The organism is Rhizobacter sp. P5_A1 (genome assembly GCF_056400745.1).
The window spans coordinates 1-15,974 of sequence record NZ_JBFUKR010000003.1 but is presented as its reverse complement, the minus strand read 5'-3'; the positions used below and the strand labels follow the sequence as shown (position 1 = coordinate 15,974).

Genomic DNA, 15,974 nt, shown 5'->3' with positions numbered 1-15,974 from the left:
AAAGGGCCAGCAGATGCCGGCCCTTCGCGATGCAATCGACGTTTTACGCGTCGGCCGCGGTGTCGGTCGCTGCAGGTTCCGGACGATCGACCAGTTCGACGAAGGCCATCGGCGCGTTGTCGCCGACGCGGAAGCCCATCTTCAGGATCCGCGTGTAGCCGCCCGGGCGCGCCTTGTAGCGCGGGCCGAGCTCGTTGAACAGCTTCGTGACGATGTCGCGATCGCGCGTGCGGTCGAACGCGAGGCGGCGGTTCGCCAGCGTTGCTTCCTTGGCCAGCGTGATCAGCGGCTCGACGACGCGGCGCAGTTCCTTGGCCTTCGGGACCGTGGTCTTGATCGCTTCGTGCTGGAGCAGCGAATTGCACATGTTGCGCAGCATCGCCTGGCGATGCTCGCTGGTGCGGTTGAGTTTGCGGAGTCCGTGGCGGTGACGCATGGTGCAGTTTCCCTTCTGACTAACTTGTTGAACCCCAGCCGTATCAGGTACTGGGGGTTGCACGATCAAACACGCTGGCGTGTTTGTCATCCGATGACGGCTTCGGCCGTCTTTCCTGTTGGAGCGAAGCGGTTACCGCTTGTCCAGGCCCTGGGGCGGCCAGTTCTCGAGCCGCGCGCCGAGCGTGAGCCCGCGCGAAGCCAGCACTTCCTTGATTTCGTTGAGCGACTTGCGACCCAGGTTCGGGGTCTTCAGCAGCTCGGTCTCGGTGCGCTGGATCAGGTCGCCGATGTAGTAGATGTTCTCGGCCTTCAGGCAGTTCGCCGAACGCACCGTGAGCTCGAGCTCGTCGACCGGGCGCAGCAGGATCGGATCGAACTGCGTGTTGCGTGCAACCGGCGCGTCGGCGAACGAGCTGATCTCGCCTTCGAGCTGCGCGAACACCATCAGCTGTTCGACCAGGATCTTGGCCGAGTTGCGGATCGCTTCTTCCGGCGTGATCGCGCCGTTGGTGTTGATCTCCATCACCAGCTTGTCGAGGTCGGTGCGCTGTTCGACGCGGGCCGATTCGACGGTGTAGCTGACGCGCGCAACCGGCGAGAACGAGGCGTCCAGCACGATGCGGCCGATCGACTTGGTCGGCTCGTCGCCGTAGCGGCGCATCGTGCCCGGCACGTAGCCGCGGCCCTTCTCGACCTTGATCTGCATGTCGAGCTTGCCGCCGTGCGACAGGTGCGCGATCACGTGCTCCGGGTTGATGATCTCGACGTCATGCGGGGTCTGGATATCGCCGGCCGTGACCGGGCCCTCGCCTTCCTTGCGCAGCACCAGCGTGACTTCGTCGCGGTTGTGCAGGCGAAACACGACGCCCTTCAGATTCAGCATGATGTGAACGACGTCTTCCTGGACGCCGTCGATCGCCGAGTACTCGTGCAGCACGCCGGCGATCGTCACCTCGGTCGGCGCGTAGCCGACCATCGACGACAGCAGCACGCGGCGCAGCGCGTTGCCCAGCGTGTGGCCGTAGCCGCGCTCGAACGGCTCGAGCGTGACCTTGGCGCGGTTGCCGCCGAGCGGCTCCACATTGATGGCTTTGGGTTTCAGCAGATTGGTTTGCATTGAAGTCCTGTTCGTCTCAATACCCTCGGCTCGTTACACCGATAAGGCTGATGGACACAGCGCCGGGCAAGAGATGTCTCGCTGTGTGCCCGGCAAAGCACTAGCGACGCAGCAGCCGAGAAGGGGGTCGGCAAACGCCGGCACCCGCCCTCGTGTTCGTTAACGCGAATACAGTTCCACGATCAGCGCTTCCTTGATGTCGGCGCCGAATTCGTCGCGATCCGGCGCCTTCTTGAAGATGCCTTCGAGCTTGGTCGCATCAACCGCGACCCAGCTCGGCATGCCCTGGCCTTCGGCCAGCTTCAGCGAGTCGATGATGCGCAGCTGCTTCTTCGCCTTCTCGCGCACCGCCACCGTGTCGCCGACCTTCACGAGGTACGACGCGATGTTGACGACTTCGCCATTCACCGTGATGCCCTTGTGCGAGACCAGCTGGCGCGCTTCGGCGCGGGTCGAGCCGAAGCCCATGCGGTAGACGACGTTGTCCAGGCGCGATTCGAGCAGCAGCAGCAGGTTCGAACCCGTGTTGCCCTTGCGGCGCTCGGCCTCGGCGAAGTAGCGGCGGAACTGGCGCTCCAGGATGCCGTACATGCGCTTGACCTTCTGCTTCTCGCGCAGCTGCAGGCCGAAGTCGGACGTGCGGGTGCCCGAGGTGCGGCCGTGCTGGCCCGGCTTGCTGTCGAACTTGACCTTGTCACCGATCGGGCGGCGAGCGCTCTTCAGGAACAGGTCGGTGCCTTCACGGCGGGAAAGTTTGCCCTTGGGGCCCAGAAAACGTGCCACGTTGATTTCCTTTGGTCAATCTGACGCAGGCTGCGCGTTTGTGATCACAGCTTGCGCGAGTCTGGCGAGTGTTGTTGTGTGCGCTCAGACGGTGGGCTTCATCTTCTGCCGGCTTTTCGATCGGTCGACAGAAGCGAAAAAGTCGGCGGAGCCACTCAGGCACCGCCGACGACGAAAACGGTCGAACTCAGATGCGGCGGCGCTTCTGCGGACGGCAGCCGTTGTGCGGCACCGGCGTCACATCGGAGATCGAATTGATGCGGATACCGAGCGAGGCCAGCGCGCGAACCGACGACTCGCGGCCCGGGCCCGGGCCCTTGATCCGCACGTCGAGATTCTTGATGCCCTGGTCTTGCGCGGCGCGGCCAGCTACTTCGGCAGCCACCTGGGCGGCGAACGGCGTGCTCTTGCGCGAGCCCTTGAAACCCTGGCCACCGCTCGATGCCCAGGACAGCGCGCCGCCCTGACGATCGGTGATCGTGATGATCGTGTTGTTGAACGACGCGTGAACGTGCGCGACGCCGTCCGCAACGTTCTTGCGGACTTTCTTGCGCACGCGCTGCGCGGCGGTGTTGACAGGTGACTTAGCCATGTTGACCTTCTTTGGCGATTCTCTTCAATCGGTAGATGCGATGCGACGGCGAACGTCAGATCACTTCTTCACCACGCCGGACTTGCGCGGACCCTTGCGGGTGCGGGCATTCGTCTTCGTGCGCTGACCGCGCACCGGCAGGCCACGGCGATGGCGAAAGCCGCGGTAGCAGCCGAGGTCCATCAGACGCTTGATGTTGATCGACATTTCGCGACGCAGGTCGCCTTCGATCGTCAGGCGGCCGATTTCTTCCCGGATCTTCTCCAGGTCGGCGTCGGTCAGATCCTTGACCTTGCGATCGAACGGCACACCGCTGTTCGAGCAGATCTTCTGGGCCGTCGTGCGGCCGATCCCATAGATCGAGGTCAGACCGATCTCGGTGTGCTTGTGGGGCGGAATGTTGATACCAGCAATGCGTGCCATGTTCGTCCTCTAATAGCGTGTCAGCGAAGGCCTGAAGGTCAGCCTTGACGCTGTTTGTGGCGCGGGTCGGTGCAAATGACGCGCACGACGCCCTTGCGACGGATCACCTTGCAATTGCGGCACATTTTCTTGACCGATGCTGCGACTTTCATTCTCTTCTCTCCTAAACCTTACTTTGCCCGGAACACGATCCGAGCACGGCTCAGGTCGTAGGGCGTCAACTCGACAGTGACCTTGTCTCCCGGCAGGATGCGGATGTAGTGCATGCGCATCTTGCCGGAGATGTGGCCGAGCACGACGTGCCCGTTCTCCAGCTTCACTCGAAACGTTGCATTGGGCAGATTCTCGAGAATCTCACCCTGCATCTGAATCACATCGTCTTTGGCCATGTACTTTTTCAGCTCGCTTTGAAGTTGGCCTTCTTGAGCAGGGACTCGTACTGCTGGCTCATCACGTAACTCTGCACCTGGGCCCAGAAGTCCATCGTCACGACGACGATGATCAACAGGGATGTGCCACCGAAATTGAACGGCACGTTGTACTTCAGCACCAGGAACTCCGGCAGCAGGCACACCAGCGTGATGTAGATCGCACCGGCCAGGGTCAGCCGCGACAGGATGCGGTCGATGTGGCGAGCGGTCTGGTCACCGGGGCGGATGCCGGGAATGAACGCGCCGCTCTTCTTCAGGTTGTCGGCCGTCTCGCGGCTGTTGAAGACGAGCGCGGTGTAGAAGAAGCAGAAGAACACGATCGCCGCGGCATACAGCATCACGTAGATCGGCTGGCCGGGACGCAGCAGGTCGGCCACATCTTTCAGCCAGCGGAAGCTGTCGCCGGTCGCGAACCAGCCCACGGCGGTGGCCGGCAGCAGGATGATGCTCGAAGCGAAGATCGGCGGAATCACCCCCGACATGTTCAGCTTCAGCGGCAGGTGCGACGACTGGCCGCCATAGACCTTGTTGCCGACCTGTCGCTTCGCGTAGTTCACCAGGATCTTGCGCTGACCGCGCTCGACGAACACGACCGCGAACGTCACGCCGAACACCAGCAGCGTGATGAACAGCGCCGCGACGATGCTCATCGAACCCTGGCTGACCAAGGTGCCGAACTGGCCGAGCGCACCCGGCAGGCCAGCCGCGATGCCGCCGAAGATCAGGATCGAGATGCCATTGCCCAGGCCGCGCTCGGTGATCTGTTCACCCAGCCACATCAGGAACATCGTGCCGGCAACCAGGCTGACGACCGCCGTCATGCGAAAGCCGAAGCCCGGCGAGATCACCAGACCCGGCGAGCTCTCGAGTGCCGTCGCGATCGCGAGCGACTGGAACAACGCCAGTCCCAGCGTGCCGTAGCGCGTGTACTGCGTGATCTTGCGACGACCCGATTCGCCTTCCTTCTTCAGCGCCTCGAGCGTCGGCACGACGTAGGTCATCAGCTGCATGATGATCGACGCCGAGATGTACGGCATGATGCCGAGCGCGAACACGGTGAAGCGCGACAGCGCGCCGCCCGAGAACATGTTGAACAGGCTCAGGATGCCGCCGGCCTGGCTGTTGAACAGCTGGCGCAGTTGGTCGGGATCGATGCCGGGCACGGGAATGTGCGCGCCGACGCGGTAGACCACGAGCGCGAGCAGCAGGAACGTCAAGCGGCGACGCAGGTCGCCGAACTTGCCGCTCTTCGCCAGTTGATTCGCGTTGGTTGCCACTGATGTCCTATGAATTCGATTCGAGACGTGCCGACCGGGCCTCAGGCCACCGAACCGCCGGCGGCCTCGATCGCGGTCTTGGCGCCCGCCGTCGCGCCGATGCCCTTGAGGGCCACCGCCGACGTCAATTCACCCGACTTGATGACCTTCACGACTTTTGCAAGTTCGCCAACCAGGCCGGCTTGCTTCAGCGTCAGGATGTCGACCTCGGCCGCGCCGAGGCGCTGCAGGTCGGTCAGGCTGATCTCGGCGTTGAACTTCAGCAGGTGCGACTTGAAGCCGCGCTTCGGCAAGCGGCGCTGCAGCGGCATCTGACCGCCTTCGAAGCCGACCTTGTGGTAGCCGCCCGAACGCGACTTCTGACCCTTGTGGCCGCGGCCCGCGGTCTTGCCCAGGCCGGAGCCGATGCCGCGACCGACGCGACGCTTGGCGTGCTTCGAACCGGCGCCCGGCTTGATGGTGTTGAGTTCCATGTTCTTGTCCTCGGGGTGCTTCAGAGCACCTTGACCAGGTACGAGACCTTGTTGATCATGCCGCGCACTGCCGGCGTGTCTTCGAGCGTCGATTCGCTGTTCAGCTTGCGCAGACCCAGGCCACGCACGGTCGCGCGGTGCGACTCGCGGGTGCCGTTGATGCTGCGCACGAGCTTGATGCTGACCGTGCCCTTGGTTGCTGCTTCTTTGGTCGCCATGATGTTTCTCCGTGGCTCGCCGTTCAGCCGAACAGCTCTTCCACCGTCAGCCCGCGCTTTGCAGCGATCTCGGCCGGGGTGCTGGTGTGCTTCAACGCGTCGAGCGTGGCGCGAACCAGGTTGTAGGGGTTCGACGAGCCGAGGCTCTTGCAGACGATGTCGGTCACGCCCATCACCTCGAACACCGCGCGCATCGGGCCGCCGGCGATGATGCCGTCACCCGGCTTCGCCGGGGCCATCAGCACGCGCGAGGCGCCGTGCTCACCGATGACCTTGTGCTGGATCGTGCCGTTCTTCAGCGAGACCTTGATCATGTTGCGGCGCGCCGAGTCCATCGCCTTGGTCACGGCAACCGGCACTTCCTTGGCCTTGCCCTTGCCCATGCCGATGCGGCCGTCGCCATCGCCGACCACGGTCAGTGCGGCGAAGCTCAGCGTGCGGCCGCCCTTCACCACCTTGGTGACGCGATTGACCGCGATCATCTTTTCCTTCAGACCGTCGTCACGACCTTCGTCCTGCACGCGGGGTTGAAACTTTGCCATTTTCGAATTCCTTGCGCTTAGAACTGCAGGCCGGCTTCACGAGCGGCTTCGGCCAGGGCCTTGACGCGGCCGTGGTATGCAAAACCGGCGCGATCGAACGCGACCTTGTCGATGCCGGCAGCCTTCGCCTTTTCGGCGATGCGCTTGCCGATGATCGCGGCCGCGGCGACGTTGCCGCCCTTGCCCGACACCTTCGAGTCGCCGGCGAGCTCCTTGCGGACCTCGGCCTCGGCGGTCGACGCGCTGGCCAGCACCTTCGAGCCGTCGTCGGAAACGACGCTGGCGTAGATGTGCAGGTTGGTGCGATACACCGACAGGCGCGCGACGCGCTGCACGGCAATGCGCGCACGGGTCTGGCGGGAGCGACGAACGCGCTGATCTTTTTTGTTCAGTGACATGTCATGCGCTCCTTACTTCTTCTTCGTCTCTTTGATGACGACCTTTTCGCCGACGTAGCGAATGCCCTTGCCCTTGTAGGGCTCCGGCGGACGAATCGCGCGGACCTCGGCGGCGATCTGGCCCACGACCTGGCGATCCGAACCCGTGATCACGATTTCGGTCTGCGTCGGGCAGGCCACCTTCACGCCTTCGGGCATGTCCTTCGCGACCGGGTGCGAGAAACCGATCTGCAGATTCAGCTTGCTGCCGGCAGCTGCGGCGCGGAAGCCAACGCCGACGAGCGACAGCTTCTTCTCGAAGCCCTTGCTGACGCCGTTGACCATGTTCGCGACCAGCGCGCGCATCGTGCCCGACATCGCATCGGCCTCGACGCTGTCGTTCGCCGGGGCGAAATTCAGCTTGCCGTCTTCGTTCTTGATCGTCACCAGCGAGTTCACCGGACGCACCAGCGTGCCGAGCGAACCCTTGACGCTGATCTGTTCAGCGCTGACCGACACATCCACGCCCTTCGGGAGCGGCAGCGGCATTTTTCCTACACGAGACATGGCCGTTGCTCCTTAGGACACGTAGCAAAGCACTTCGCCGCCGATACCGGCCTGGCGCGCCTTGCGATCCGTCATCACGCCCTTCGGCGTTGTCACGATCGCCACACCCAGGCCGTTCATCACGTTGGGGATGTCGTGGCGACCCTTGTAGACGCGCAGGCCCGGGCGGCTCACGCGTTCGATGTGCTCGATCACCGGCTTGCCGGCGTAGTACTTCAGCGCGATCTCGAGTTGCGGCTTCGTCGCCTCGCCACGCACCGCGAAGTTGTCGATGTAGCCTTCGGCCTTCAGGACCTCGGCGATCGCGGTCTTCAGCTTCGACGCCGGCATCACCACACTGACCTTCTGAACCATCTGCGCGTTGCGGATGCGGGTCAGCATGTCGGCGATAGGATCACTCATGCTCATTTGGGATATCTCCTGATCAGGCAATAACTGGTAAAGGCGTGACTTACCAGCTGGCCTTGACGACGCCAGGGATGTCACCCTTGAACGCCAGTTCGCGAATCTTGTTGCGGCCGAGACCGAACTTGCGGAAGGTGCCGCGCGGGCGGCCGGTCAACTCGCAGCGGTTGCGCTGGCGGGTCGGGTAGGCGTTGCGCGGGAGCTTCTGCAGCTCCAGGCGGGCGGCGTAACGCTCTTCGTCGGACTTCTTCGCGTCGTTCGCGGTGCCCTTGAGCTCCGCATACTTCTTCGCGTACTTGGCGACGAGCTGGGTGCGCTTGAGCTCGCGCTGAATGAGGGAGGTTTTTGCCACGGGGCTGTCCTTCAGTTCTTGAACGGGAATTTGAACGCGGTCAGAAGCGCCTTGGCCTCTTCGTCGTTCTTCGCCGTCGTGGTGATGCTGATGTTCAGGCCACGCAGCACATCGATCTTGTCGTAATCGACTTCAGGGAAAATGATCTGTTCCTTGACGCCGATGTTGTAGTTGCCGCGACCATCGAACGCGCGACCCGAGATGCCGCGGAAGTCGCGCACGCGCGGCAGCGCGATCGTCACGAAGCGATCGAGAAACTCGTACATCTGCACGCCGCGCAGGGTGACCATGCACCCGATGGGCACGCCGTCGCGAATCTTGAAGCCGGCGATCGCCTTCTTCGACTTCGTGACGACCGGCTTCTGGCCGGCGATCTTGGTCAGGTCGCTGACCGCATGGTCCATGACCTTCTTGTCGGACACCGCCTCGCTGACACCCATGTTCAGCGTGATCTTGGTGATGCGCGGCACCTGCATCGGCGACTTGTAGCTGAACTTCTCGATCAGTTCGGGCGAAATCTTGTCGCGGAAGATGGCCTGAAGGCGCGCGACCTTCGGAGGCGCGGAGCTGTTGCCGGTCTCGGCTGCTTTTTGCTTGGTAGCCATGTGAACCCCTTAGGCCTTGATCTCGTCGCCGCTGGACTTGAAGACCCGCACGCGCGTGGTCTTGTTCGTCTTCGGATCGGCGAGGAGCTTGATGCCGACGCGGTCGGCCTTGCCGGTGGCGGCATTGAAGATGGCGATGTTCGACTGGTGGATCGACAAGGTCTTGTCGACGACGCCGCCGGTCGTGCCCTTCATCGGGTTCGGCTTGACGTGCTTCTTCACGACGTTCACGCCCTCGACGACGACGCGCTCGTCGTCGACGCGCTGCAGCACGGCGCCGCGCTTGCCCTTGTCGCGGCCGGTCAACACGATGACCTGGTCGCCCTTGCGAATCTTGTTCATGGCCTGTCCTGTATCTCTAGGGTCGTTCTCTGAGCAAAACCAGGCTCAGAGCACTTCAGGTGCGAGCGACACGATCTTCATGAAGCGCTCGGTGCGCAGTTCGCGCGTCACCGGCCCGAAGATGCGGGTGCCGATCGGCTCGAGCTTGGCGTTCAGCAGCACGGCGGCGTTGCCGTCGAACTTGACCAGCGAGCCATCTTGGCGGCGCACGCCCTTCGCGGTGCGAACGACGACGGCGCTGTAGACCTCGCCCTTCTTCACGCGACCGCGCGGCGCGGCTTCCTTGATGCTGACCTTGATCACGTCGCCAATGGCGGCGTAACGGCGCTTGGAGCCGCCCAGCACCTTGATGCACATGACGGATTTCGCGCCAGTGTTGTCCGCGACGTCAAGCCGCGATTGCATTTGAATCATGTTGTCCTGTCCCCAACTTGATGGCCAGCCGGGTTACGGTGAGGCAATCAGTCTTGGGCCCGCGTGTGGGCAGTGATAGCAAATCGTCAGATCCGAGACGCGCATCGAGCCGAGCGGCTCAAGTCGAATTTCGGCGAAGCTTTAGATTATGCAGCATTTCAGCGAATTGCGTCAATGACCTTGCTGCAAGCAACAACGGGGCGCCAACCGGCGCCCCTGAACGAACTTCAGGCCAGCACCTGCTTCGCCTGCGCCAGCAGCGTGTCGGCGTCGCTGACCTCGAACTTGCCGGGCCCCTCGACGTTCAAGGTCTTCACGACACCATCGACGACCAGCATCGAGTAGCGATTCGAGCGCAGGCCCATGCCCCGTGTTGTCAGATCCAGCGTCAGCCCGGTCGCCTTCGCGAACTCGGCGCTGCCGTCGGCCATCATGCGGACCTTGCCGGCGGTGCGCTGGTCGCGCCCCCAGGCGCCCATCACGAAAGCGTCGTTGACCGACACGCACCAGATCTCGTCGACGCCGGCCGCCTTCAGGGCATCGGCCTTCTCGACATAGCCCGGCACATGCTTGGCCGAGCAGGTCGGCGTGTAGGCGCCGGGCAGAGCGAACACCGCGATCGCCTTGCCGGCGGTCGTCTTCTGCACGTCGAAGGTGTTCGGGCCGAGCGAGCAGCCGTTGCCTTCGACTTCGATGAATTCCGAGAGCGTGCCTGCCGGCAGCTTGTCGCCAACTTTCAACATGTCCTTCTCCTGGTGAGCGAAAACAAAAAAACGGCCGGGCGCCAGTATCAGCGTTCCGACCGTTCGTTGCGAGGCGGGTGGCTTAGACCACGATCGCCTTCTGGACGAGGCGAGTCACGGTCCAGGCCTTGGTCTTCGAGATCGGGCGGGTTTCCGCGATCTCGACCATGTCGCCGACCTTGTACTCGTTGTTCTCGTCGTGCGCGTGGTACTTGCTCGACTTCGCGACGATCTTGCCGTACAGCTCGTGCTTGGTGCGGCGCTCGATCAGCACGGTGATGGTCTTCGAGCGCTTGTCGCTGACGACCTTGCCGACCAGCGTGCGCGTGTTCTTCGCCGGCTTCTCGGTCGTTGCGGCGGCGGTGGCGCTAGTGGAAACAGCGTGCTCGCTCATTTCTTCGCTTCCTTCTTCTTCTGGGCCAGCACGGTCTTGGCGCGAGCGATGTCGCGACGCGTGTTGCCCAGCTGGGTGTGGTTGCTCAGGTTCTGCGTCGCCTTTTGCATGCGCAGGCCGAAGTGGGCCTTCAGCAGGTCGCCGATCTCTTTCTGCAGACCGTCGACGTCCTTGGCACGGAGTTCAGATGCTTTCATGGGTGTTCTCCTTACGCGCCGACCTGGCGGGCGACGAAGGTGCACTTCAGCGGCAGCTTGGCTGCGGCCAACGTGAACGCTTCGCGCGCCAGCTCTTCGGCGACGCCGTTGATCTCGTACAGGACCTTGCCCGGCTGGATCTCGGCGACGTAATACTCGGGGTTGCCCTTGCCGTTGCCCATGCGGACTTCAGCCGGCTTCTGCGAGATCGGCTTGTCCGGGAAGATGCGGATCCAGATCCGGCCGCCACGCTTCACGTGACGCGAAATGGCGCGACGTGCGGCTTCGATCTGGCGGGCCGTCAGGCGGCCGCGCTCGGTGGCCTTCAGGCCGAAGTCGCCAAACGACACGTTCGCGCCGCGGGTGGCGACGCCGGTGTTGCGGCCCTTCTGTTCCTTGCGGTATTTTCTGCGTGCAGGTTGCAGCATGCTTATTCTCCTTTGGCGTCAGGCGTGCCCGGTGTTGCCACCTTGCGCACGCGCTTGACCGCCGGCGCCTTCGGCGCATCGCCACCGGCCGGGGCGGCGGCCGGAGCCACCGCAGCCGTGCCGGCATCGGCCGGGCGATCCTGGCGCGGCGCGCCACGATCGAAACCACCGCCACCTGGGCGGCCACCACGGCCGCCCGGCGCACCGCCCGGACCCCGCGGCGGGCCGCGGCGCGGGCCACGGCGATCATCCTCGGCGCCCGGAGGCGTCACGATGCCGGGCGACTCGCCGTTCGCGAGGCGGTCACCACGATAGACCCAGCACTTCACGCCGATGATGCCGTAGGTCGTCTTGGCTTCGGAGAAGCCGTAGTCGATGTCGGCCTTCAGGGTGTGAAGCGGCACGCGGCCCTCGCGGTACCACTCGCAGCGCGCGATCTCGATGCCGTTCAAGCGGCCCGACGACATCAGCTTGATGCCTTGCGCGCCCAGGCGCATCGCGTTCTGCATCGCGCGCTTCATCGCGCGGCGGAACATGATTCGCTTCTCGAGCTGCTGGGTGATCGAGTCGGCGATCAGCTGCGCATCGACTTCGGGCTTGCGCACCTCTTCGATGTTGACTGCCACCGGCACGCCCAGGCGGCGCGTCAGTTCGGCCTTCAGCGCCTCGATGTCCTCGCCCTTCTTGCCGATCACCACGCCCGGGCGCGCCGAGTAGATGGTGATGCGGGCGTTCTTGGCGGGGCGCTCGATCAGGATGCGCGAGACGGCCGCGCTCTTCAGCTTGGCCTTCAGGTATTCGCGCACGCGCAGGTCTTCGGCGAGCATGGTCGCGAAGTTCTTGTTCGACGCGTACCAGCGCGACGACCAGTTGCGCGTGACCGGCAGGCGGAACCCGGTGGGGTGAATCTTTTGTCCCATGGTCTTTGCCTTTAGTTGCCGACGGTGATGTAGATGTGCGCGGTCGGCTTGCTGATGCGGTTGCCGCGGCCCTTGGCGCGCGCGGAGAAACGCTTCAGCGTGGCGCCCTGCTCGACATAGATCGTCTTGACCTTCAGCTCGTCGATATCGGCGCCGTCGTTGTGCTCGGCATTCGCGATCGCGGACTCCAGGCACTTCTTGATGATGCCGGCGGCGCGCTTCTGCGTGAACGTCAGGATGTTGAGCGCCTGGTCGACCTTCTTGCCGCGGACGAGGTCGGCCACCAGCCGGCCCTTGTCTGCCGACAGGCGAACACCGCGGACGATTGAACGGGTTTCCATCGTCGTCATCCTTATTTCTTGTTGGCCTTCTTGTCGGCCGGATGCCCCTTGAACGTGCGGGTCAGCGCAAATTCACCGAGCTTGTGGCCGACCATCTGGTCGGTGATGTAGACCGGCACGTGCTGCTTGCCGTTGTGCACGGCGATCGTGATGCCGATGAAATCGGGCAGGATCGTCGAGCGGCGCGACCAGGTCTTGATCGGCTTCTTGTCCTTGATGGCAACCGCCTTCTCGACCTTCGCCTGCAGGTGATGGTCGACGAACGGGCCCTTCTTGAGTGAACGAGTCATTGCCGTTCCCCTTACTTCTTGCGACGCGCGACGATCATCGTCTGCGTACGCTTGTTGTTGCGAGTGCGGTAGCCCTTGGTCAGCGTGTTCCACGGCGACACAGGCGCCTGACCCTCACCGGTACGGCCTTCACCACCGCCGTGCGGGTGATCGACCGGGTTCATCGCGACACCACGCACCGTCGGGCGGATGCCCTTCCAGCGGATCGCGCCGGCCTTGCCATACTGGCGCAGCTGGTGCTCCTCGTTGGAGACTTCACCGATGGTCGCGCGGCAGTCGATGTGGATCTTGCGGACTTCGCCGGAGCGCAGGCGAACCTGCGCGTAGATGCCTTCGCGCGCCAGCAGCGTCGCCGAGGTACCGGCCGAACGTGCGATCTGCGCGCCCTTACCGGGCAGCATCTCGATCGCGTGGATGATCGAGCCCACCGGGATGTTCTTGATCGGCAAGGTGTTGCCCGCCTTGATCGGCGCCTCGGCACCGCTCAGGATCGTCGCACCCACTTCGAGACCGCGCGGCGCAATGATGTAGCGGCGCTCGCCGTCGGCGTAGCACACCAGCGCAATGTGCGCCGTGCGGTTCGGGTCGTACTCGATGCGCTCGACCTTCGCCGGAATCGCATCCTTGTTGCGCACGAAGTCGACGATGCGGTAGTGGTGCTTGTGCCCACCGCCGCGATGACGAATCGTGATGTGACCATTGTTGTTGCGGCCCGCATTCTGCATTTGCGGCTCGAGCAGCGATGCCTCGGGCTTGCCTTTGTACAGATGCGGGTGCACCACCTTCACCACGCCACGACGGCCCGGCGAGGTCGGTTTGATCTTGATGACGGGCATTACGCGCCCTCCCCGGAGAAGTTGAGCTCCTGGCCCGCCTTCAACGACACATACGCCTTCTTGACGTGGTCGCGGCGGCCAATCGATTTGCCGAAACGCTTGACCTTGCCCTTTTGGATCACGGTCGAGACGGACTCGACTTCGACCTTGAACATCAGCTCAACGGCGGCCTTGATCTCGGGCTTGGTGGCGTCGCGCAGCACCTTGAACAGCACCTGGTTGTGCTTCTCGGCCGCCATCGTCGCCTTTTCGGAGACGATCGGCGCGACCAGCACCTGGGCCAGGCGATCGGCGCTGTGCTTCGGGCGAATCACTTCGGTTGCGGTGCTCATGCCAGCATCTCCTTGAGTTGCTCGACCGCCGCCTTCGTCACGAGCACCTTCTTGAAGTGCACGAGCGCGAGCGGGTCAGCGTGACGCGGCTCGACAACCAGCACGTTGATCAGGTTGCGCGACGCGAGCAGCAGGTTGTCGTCGAGCTGGTCGGTGATGACCAGCACCGAATCCAGGCCCATCGCCTTGAACTTCGCGGCGAGCTGCTTGGTCTTCGGCGAGTCGACGGTCAACGAATCGACGACCGCCAGACGGCCTTCGCGAGCCAGCTGCGAGAAGATCGCCGCCATGCCGGCGCGATACATCTTCTTGTTGACCTTCTGCGTGAAGTTCTCGTCCGGGCTGTTCGGGAAGATCCGACCGCCTCCGCGCCACAGCGGCGACGAGGTCATGCCGGCGCGCGCGCGGCCGGTGCCTTTCTGGCGCCACGGCTTCTTGGTCGAGTGCTTGACCATCGTGCGGTCGAGCTGGGCACGGGTGCCTTGGCGCGCATTGGCCTGGAAGGCCACGACGATCTGGTGCACCAGCGCTTCGTTGTAATCGCGACCGAACAGCGTGTCAGGGGCGTCGACCTTCGAGGTCGCCTGACCTTGTTCGTTGAGGAGTTCGAGCTGCATCAGTTCGCTCCCTTCTTGACTTTCACCTTGATCGCCGGGCTGACGACCACGTGGCCGTTCTTCGCGCCGGGCACCGCGCCGCGCACCAGCAACAGCTGGCGGGCTTCGTCGATGCGGACGATGTCGAGGTTCTGAATGCTCTTGGTCACGTCGCCGCGCTGGCCGGACATCTTCTTGCCCGGAAACACGCGACCCGGATCCTGCGCCATCGAGATCGAGCCCGGCACGTTGTGCGAACGGCTGTTGCCGTGCGACGCGCGCTGCGACTTGAAGTTGTGACGCTTGATCGTGCCGGTGAAGCCCTTGCCGATCGACGTGCCCTGCACGTCGACCAGCTGGCCGACCGCGAACACGCCAGCCACGGCGACTTGCGCGCCCGGCTTGTATTCGGCAGCCACCTCGGCGGCCACGCGGAACTCTTGCAAGATCTCGCCGGCTTCGACACCCGCCTTGGCGAAGTGGCCCGCTTCGGGCTTCGAAACGCGAGACGCCTTGCGCTCGCCGAACGCCACCTGGATGGCGCTGTAACCGTCGGTCTGCTCGGTCTTGACCTGGGCGACGCGGTTGTTGGACACGTCGAGCACGGTCACGGGAATGGCGTCGCCATCGTCCGTGAAGATGCGCATCATGCCCACCTTGCGGCCCAGCAAGCCGAGGCGATGGCCTGGATTGACTGTCGTCATGGATTTTCTCCAGCTGCGCACCTTGGCAGGCACGCCAGCCTTTGTTCACGAGCCCGACATCGATTGGTCGGGTTGATAGATTTCCGTCACCCGCCTCTCTCTTTGCAGAGAAAGCAAGTGCGGAAAAGCCTGCGATTCTAGCACCAGCGGGCGAACCCGCAAGTACTTTGCTCGGCGCAGCGGGCCGAGCGCCGGGCCGCCCCCAAGCCCGCCCGCATCCCCTTGAGGGATCGGCTGACGTACTCGTCAGCCGAGGGGCTCAGATTTCACTGCAGCTTGATTTCGACGTCAACGCCGGCGGGCAGGTCGAGCTTCATCAGCGCGTCGACGGTCTTGTCAGTCGGGTCGACGATGTCCATCAGGCGCTGGTGCGTGCGGATCTCGAACTGGTCGCGCGAGCTCTTGTTGACGTGCGGCGAGCGCAGGATGTCGAAGCGCTGCATGCGCGTCGGCAGGGGCACGGGGCCCTTGACGATCGCGCCGGTGCGCTTCGCGGTGTCGACGATTTCGAGTGCCGACTGGTCGATCAACTTGTAGTCGAACGCCTTCAGGCGGATGCGGATCTTTTGCTTTTGCATGATGAGTCCGCCTTATTCGATGATCTTGGCCACGACCCCGGCGCCGACGGTACGGCCGCCCTCGCGGATGGCGAAGCGCAGGCCTTCTTCCATCGCGATCGGGTTGATCAGCTTGACGGTGATGCTGACGTTGTCGCCAGGCATGACCATCTCCTTGTCCTTGGGCAGCTCGACCGCGCCGGTCACGTCGGTGGTGCGGAAGTAGAACTGCGGCCGGTAGTTGTTGAAGAACGGCGTGTGACGCCCGCCCTCTTCCTTG

31 protein-coding genes are annotated in these 15,974 nt (G+C 63.7%); all 31 read right to left on the bottom strand.

Translation table 11 applies throughout. The annotated features are described in order from the left end of the window. Positions 1-43: 43 nt before the first annotated feature. Positions 44-436 (bottom strand): 50S ribosomal protein L17, encoded by a 393-nt coding sequence (gene rplQ, locus AC1DTW_RS03630; RefSeq protein ID WP_477979218.1) that lies wholly within the window; start codon positions 434-436, stop codon positions 44-46. Between the two features lie 132 nt (positions 437-568). Continuing rightward, positions 569-1,555, bottom strand: coding sequence for a DNA-directed RNA polymerase subunit alpha (locus tag AC1DTW_RS03625; protein WP_056473181.1), 987 nt, complete (start codon positions 1,553-1,555; stop codon positions 569-571). Positions 1,556-1,714: 159 nt separating this feature from the next. Beyond that, complete coding sequence (gene rpsD, locus AC1DTW_RS03620; protein WP_477979215.1) at positions 1,715-2,338, bottom strand: 30S ribosomal protein S4; 624 nt, start codon at positions 2,336-2,338, stop codon at positions 1,715-1,717. 187 nt (positions 2,339-2,525) lie between these two features. Then, on the bottom strand, positions 2,526-2,930 hold the full coding sequence (gene rpsK, locus AC1DTW_RS03615) for a 30S ribosomal protein S11 (protein WP_056473174.1): 405 nt from the start codon (positions 2,928-2,930) through the stop codon (positions 2,526-2,528). A 60-nt stretch (positions 2,931-2,990) separates the two neighbouring features. Next, positions 2,991-3,353, bottom strand: a complete 363-nt coding sequence (rpsM, locus tag AC1DTW_RS03610; RefSeq protein WP_477979213.1) for a 30S ribosomal protein S13 — start codon at positions 3,351-3,353, stop codon at positions 2,991-2,993. Between the two features lie 38 nt (positions 3,354-3,391). Beyond that, the gene (gene rpmJ, locus AC1DTW_RS03605; RefSeq protein WP_011830995.1) at positions 3,392-3,505 is read right to left on the bottom strand and encodes a 50S ribosomal protein L36; all 114 of its coding nucleotides are present in this window, start codon (positions 3,503-3,505) and stop codon (positions 3,392-3,394) included. An 18-nt stretch (positions 3,506-3,523) separates the two neighbouring features. Next, complete coding sequence (gene infA / locus AC1DTW_RS03600) at positions 3,524-3,742, bottom strand: translation initiation factor IF-1 (protein ID WP_009855680.1); 219 nt, start codon at positions 3,740-3,742, stop codon at positions 3,524-3,526. Between the two features lie 8 nt (positions 3,743-3,750). Continuing rightward, positions 3,751-5,061: a preprotein translocase subunit SecY gene (gene secY, locus AC1DTW_RS03595; protein ID WP_477979211.1), complete on the bottom strand. Its 1,311-nt coding sequence runs from the start codon at positions 5,059-5,061 to the stop codon at positions 3,751-3,753. A gap of 41 nt (positions 5,062-5,102) precedes the next feature. Further along, on the bottom strand, positions 5,103-5,534 hold the full coding sequence (gene rplO / locus AC1DTW_RS03590) for a 50S ribosomal protein L15 (RefSeq protein ID WP_477979209.1): 432 nt from the start codon (positions 5,532-5,534) through the stop codon (positions 5,103-5,105). Positions 5,535-5,554: 20 nt separating this feature from the next. Beyond that, positions 5,555-5,752 carry a 50S ribosomal protein L30 gene (gene rpmD / locus AC1DTW_RS03585; RefSeq protein ID WP_477979207.1) on the bottom strand — a complete coding sequence of 66 codons (198 nt, stop codon included), beginning with the start codon at positions 5,750-5,752 and terminating at the stop codon, positions 5,555-5,557. A 23-nt stretch (positions 5,753-5,775) separates the two neighbouring features. After that, positions 5,776-6,294, bottom strand: coding sequence for a 30S ribosomal protein S5 (rpsE, locus tag AC1DTW_RS03580; RefSeq protein ID WP_477979205.1), 519 nt, complete (start codon positions 6,292-6,294; stop codon positions 5,776-5,778). Between the two features lie 17 nt (positions 6,295-6,311). Continuing rightward, positions 6,312-6,692, bottom strand: coding sequence for a 50S ribosomal protein L18 (rplR, locus tag AC1DTW_RS03575; protein ID WP_477979203.1), 381 nt, complete (start codon positions 6,690-6,692; stop codon positions 6,312-6,314). A 12-nt stretch (positions 6,693-6,704) separates the two neighbouring features. Then, positions 6,705-7,238: a 50S ribosomal protein L6 gene (gene rplF / locus AC1DTW_RS03570; protein ID WP_477979201.1), complete on the bottom strand. Its 534-nt coding sequence runs from the start codon at positions 7,236-7,238 to the stop codon at positions 6,705-6,707. 12 nt (positions 7,239-7,250) lie between these two features. Then, entirely contained in the window at positions 7,251-7,646 is a 396-nt protein-coding gene (gene rpsH / locus AC1DTW_RS03565; protein WP_477979199.1) for a 30S ribosomal protein S8, read from the bottom strand. 43 nt (positions 7,647-7,689) lie between these two features. Further along, positions 7,690-7,995: a 30S ribosomal protein S14 gene (gene rpsN / locus AC1DTW_RS03560; RefSeq protein WP_056473141.1), complete on the bottom strand. Its 306-nt coding sequence runs from the start codon at positions 7,993-7,995 to the stop codon at positions 7,690-7,692. A gap of 11 nt (positions 7,996-8,006) precedes the next feature. After that, on the bottom strand, positions 8,007-8,600 hold the full coding sequence (gene rplE, locus AC1DTW_RS03555; protein ID WP_477979197.1) for a 50S ribosomal protein L5: 594 nt from the start codon (positions 8,598-8,600) through the stop codon (positions 8,007-8,009). Positions 8,601-8,609: 9 nt separating this feature from the next. After that, entirely contained in the window at positions 8,610-8,942 is a 333-nt protein-coding gene (gene rplX, locus AC1DTW_RS03550) for a 50S ribosomal protein L24 (protein ID WP_477979195.1), read from the bottom strand. 45 nt (positions 8,943-8,987) lie between these two features. Next, on the bottom strand, positions 8,988-9,356 hold the full coding sequence (gene rplN, locus AC1DTW_RS03545) for a 50S ribosomal protein L14 (protein ID WP_025511783.1): 369 nt from the start codon (positions 9,354-9,356) through the stop codon (positions 8,988-8,990). 227 nt (positions 9,357-9,583) lie between these two features. Further along, the gene (locus AC1DTW_RS03540) at positions 9,584-10,099 is read right to left on the bottom strand and encodes a peroxiredoxin (protein WP_477979193.1); all 516 of its coding nucleotides are present in this window, start codon (positions 10,097-10,099) and stop codon (positions 9,584-9,586) included. 82 nt (positions 10,100-10,181) lie between these two features. Beyond that, on the bottom strand, positions 10,182-10,493 hold the full coding sequence (gene rpsQ / locus AC1DTW_RS03535; RefSeq protein ID WP_477979191.1) for a 30S ribosomal protein S17: 312 nt from the start codon (positions 10,491-10,493) through the stop codon (positions 10,182-10,184). Beyond that, complete coding sequence (gene rpmC, locus AC1DTW_RS03530) at positions 10,490-10,690, bottom strand: 50S ribosomal protein L29 (protein ID WP_477979189.1); 201 nt, start codon at positions 10,688-10,690, stop codon at positions 10,490-10,492. Before rpmC ends, rpsQ begins: the two co-directional genes overlap by 4 nt. 11 nt (positions 10,691-10,701) lie before the next feature. Beyond that, entirely contained in the window at positions 10,702-11,118 is a 417-nt protein-coding gene (gene rplP, locus AC1DTW_RS03525) for a 50S ribosomal protein L16 (protein WP_025596278.1), read from the bottom strand. A gap of 2 nt (positions 11,119-11,120) precedes the next feature. Continuing rightward, positions 11,121-12,038 (bottom strand): 30S ribosomal protein S3, encoded by a 918-nt coding sequence (gene rpsC, locus AC1DTW_RS03520; RefSeq protein WP_477979187.1) that lies wholly within the window; start codon positions 12,036-12,038, stop codon positions 11,121-11,123. An 11-nt stretch (positions 12,039-12,049) separates the two neighbouring features. Next, positions 12,050-12,379, bottom strand: coding sequence for a 50S ribosomal protein L22 (gene rplV, locus AC1DTW_RS03515; RefSeq protein WP_477979185.1), 330 nt, complete (start codon positions 12,377-12,379; stop codon positions 12,050-12,052). 11 nt (positions 12,380-12,390) lie between these two features. Then, a complete protein-coding gene (gene rpsS / locus AC1DTW_RS03510) occupies positions 12,391-12,669 on the bottom strand; it encodes a 30S ribosomal protein S19 (protein ID WP_056473117.1) in 279 nt (92 codons plus the stop codon). Between the two features lie 11 nt (positions 12,670-12,680). Next, on the bottom strand, positions 12,681-13,505 hold the full coding sequence (gene rplB, locus AC1DTW_RS03505) for a 50S ribosomal protein L2 (protein WP_477979182.1): 825 nt from the start codon (positions 13,503-13,505) through the stop codon (positions 12,681-12,683). After that, complete coding sequence (rplW, locus tag AC1DTW_RS03500) at positions 13,505-13,837, bottom strand: 50S ribosomal protein L23 (RefSeq protein ID WP_477979180.1); 333 nt, start codon at positions 13,835-13,837, stop codon at positions 13,505-13,507. Before rplW ends, rplB begins: the two co-directional genes overlap by 1 nt. Beyond that, positions 13,834-14,454, bottom strand: a complete 621-nt coding sequence (gene rplD / locus AC1DTW_RS03495) for a 50S ribosomal protein L4 (RefSeq protein WP_477979178.1) — start codon at positions 14,452-14,454, stop codon at positions 13,834-13,836. The genes rplW and rplD overlap by 4 nt, the downstream gene beginning before the upstream one ends. After that, complete coding sequence (rplC, locus tag AC1DTW_RS03490; protein ID WP_477979176.1) at positions 14,454-15,137, bottom strand: 50S ribosomal protein L3; 684 nt, start codon at positions 15,135-15,137, stop codon at positions 14,454-14,456. Before rplC ends, rplD begins: the two co-directional genes overlap by 1 nt. Positions 15,138-15,403: 266 nt before the next feature. Then, on the bottom strand, positions 15,404-15,715 hold the full coding sequence (gene rpsJ / locus AC1DTW_RS03485) for a 30S ribosomal protein S10 (protein WP_011831018.1): 312 nt from the start codon (positions 15,713-15,715) through the stop codon (positions 15,404-15,406). 12 nt (positions 15,716-15,727) lie between these two features. Then, positions 15,728-15,974 (bottom strand): EF-Tu C-terminal domain-related protein (locus AC1DTW_RS03480; RefSeq protein ID WP_477914443.1); only part of this gene is annotated, 247 nt, incomplete at its 5' end.

Coding starts and splice junctions, on each gene's coding strand:
- infA (WP_009855680.1), bottom strand. CDS start 3,742: ATGGCCAAAGACGATGTGATTCAGATGCAGGGTGAGATTCTCGAGAAT.
- rplV (WP_477979185.1), bottom strand. CDS start 12,379: ATGGAAACCCGTTCAATCGTCCGCGGTGTTCGCCTGTCGGCAGACAAG.
- rplD (WP_477979178.1), bottom strand. CDS start 14,454: ATGCAGCTCGAACTCCTCAACGAACAAGGTCAGGCGACCTCGAAGGTC.
- rpsK (WP_056473174.1), bottom strand. CDS start 2,930: ATGGCTAAGTCACCTGTCAACACCGCCGCGCAGCGCGTGCGCAAGAAA.
- rplN (WP_025511783.1), bottom strand. CDS start 9,356: ATGATTCAAATGCAATCGCGGCTTGACGTCGCGGACAACACTGGCGCG.
- rpsH (WP_477979199.1), bottom strand. CDS start 7,646: ATGAGCATGAGTGATCCTATCGCCGACATGCTGACCCGCATCCGCAAC.
- rpmC (WP_477979189.1), bottom strand. CDS start 10,690: ATGAAAGCATCTGAACTCCGTGCCAAGGACGTCGACGGTCTGCAGAAA.
- rpmJ (WP_011830995.1), bottom strand. CDS start 3,505: ATGAAAGTCGCAGCATCGGTCAAGAAAATGTGCCGCAATTGCAAGGTG.
- rplP (WP_025596278.1), bottom strand. CDS start 11,118: ATGCTGCAACCTGCACGCAGAAAATACCGCAAGGAACAGAAGGGCCGC.
- rplC (WP_477979176.1), bottom strand. CDS start 15,137: ATGACGACAGTCAATCCAGGCCATCGCCTCGGCTTGCTGGGCCGCAAG.
- AC1DTW_RS03540 (WP_477979193.1), bottom strand. CDS start 10,099: ATGTTGAAAGTTGGCGACAAGCTGCCGGCAGGCACGCTCTCGGAATTC.
- rpsC (WP_477979187.1), bottom strand. CDS start 12,038: ATGGGACAAAAGATTCACCCCACCGGGTTCCGCCTGCCGGTCACGCGC.
- rpsM (WP_477979213.1), bottom strand. CDS start 3,353: ATGGCACGCATTGCTGGTATCAACATTCCGCCCCACAAGCACACCGAG.
- AC1DTW_RS03625 (WP_056473181.1), bottom strand. CDS start 1,555: ATGCAAACCAATCTGCTGAAACCCAAAGCCATCAATGTGGAGCCGCTC.
- rplB (WP_477979182.1), bottom strand. CDS start 13,505: ATGCCCGTCATCAAGATCAAACCGACCTCGCCGGGCCGTCGTGGCGTG.
- rpsQ (WP_477979191.1), bottom strand. CDS start 10,493: ATGAGCGAGCACGCTGTTTCCACTAGCGCCACCGCCGCCGCAACGACC.
- rplF (WP_477979201.1), bottom strand. CDS start 7,238: ATGTCTCGTGTAGGAAAAATGCCGCTGCCGCTCCCGAAGGGCGTGGAT.
- rplE (WP_477979197.1), bottom strand. CDS start 8,600: ATGGCTACCAAGCAAAAAGCAGCCGAGACCGGCAACAGCTCCGCGCCT.
- rplW (WP_477979180.1), bottom strand. CDS start 13,837: ATGAGCACCGCAACCGAAGTGATTCGCCCGAAGCACAGCGCCGATCGC.
- rplQ (WP_477979218.1), bottom strand. CDS start 436: ATGCGTCACCGCCACGGACTCCGCAAACTCAACCGCACCAGCGAGCAT.
- rpsE (WP_477979205.1), bottom strand. CDS start 6,294: ATGGCAAAGTTTCAACCCCGCGTGCAGGACGAAGGTCGTGACGACGGT.
- rplX (WP_477979195.1), bottom strand. CDS start 8,942: ATGAACAAGATTCGCAAGGGCGACCAGGTCATCGTGTTGACCGGCCGC.
- rplO (WP_477979209.1), bottom strand. CDS start 5,534: ATGGAACTCAACACCATCAAGCCGGGCGCCGGTTCGAAGCACGCCAAG.
- rpsS (WP_056473117.1), bottom strand. CDS start 12,669: ATGACTCGTTCACTCAAGAAGGGCCCGTTCGTCGACCATCACCTGCAG.
- rpmD (WP_477979207.1), bottom strand. CDS start 5,752: ATGGCGACCAAAGAAGCAGCAACCAAGGGCACGGTCAGCATCAAGCTC.
- rplR (WP_477979203.1), bottom strand. CDS start 6,692: ATGTCACTGAACAAAAAAGATCAGCGCGTTCGTCGCTCCCGCCAGACC.
- rpsJ (WP_011831018.1), bottom strand. CDS start 15,715: ATGCAAAAGCAAAAGATCCGCATCCGCCTGAAGGCGTTCGACTACAAG.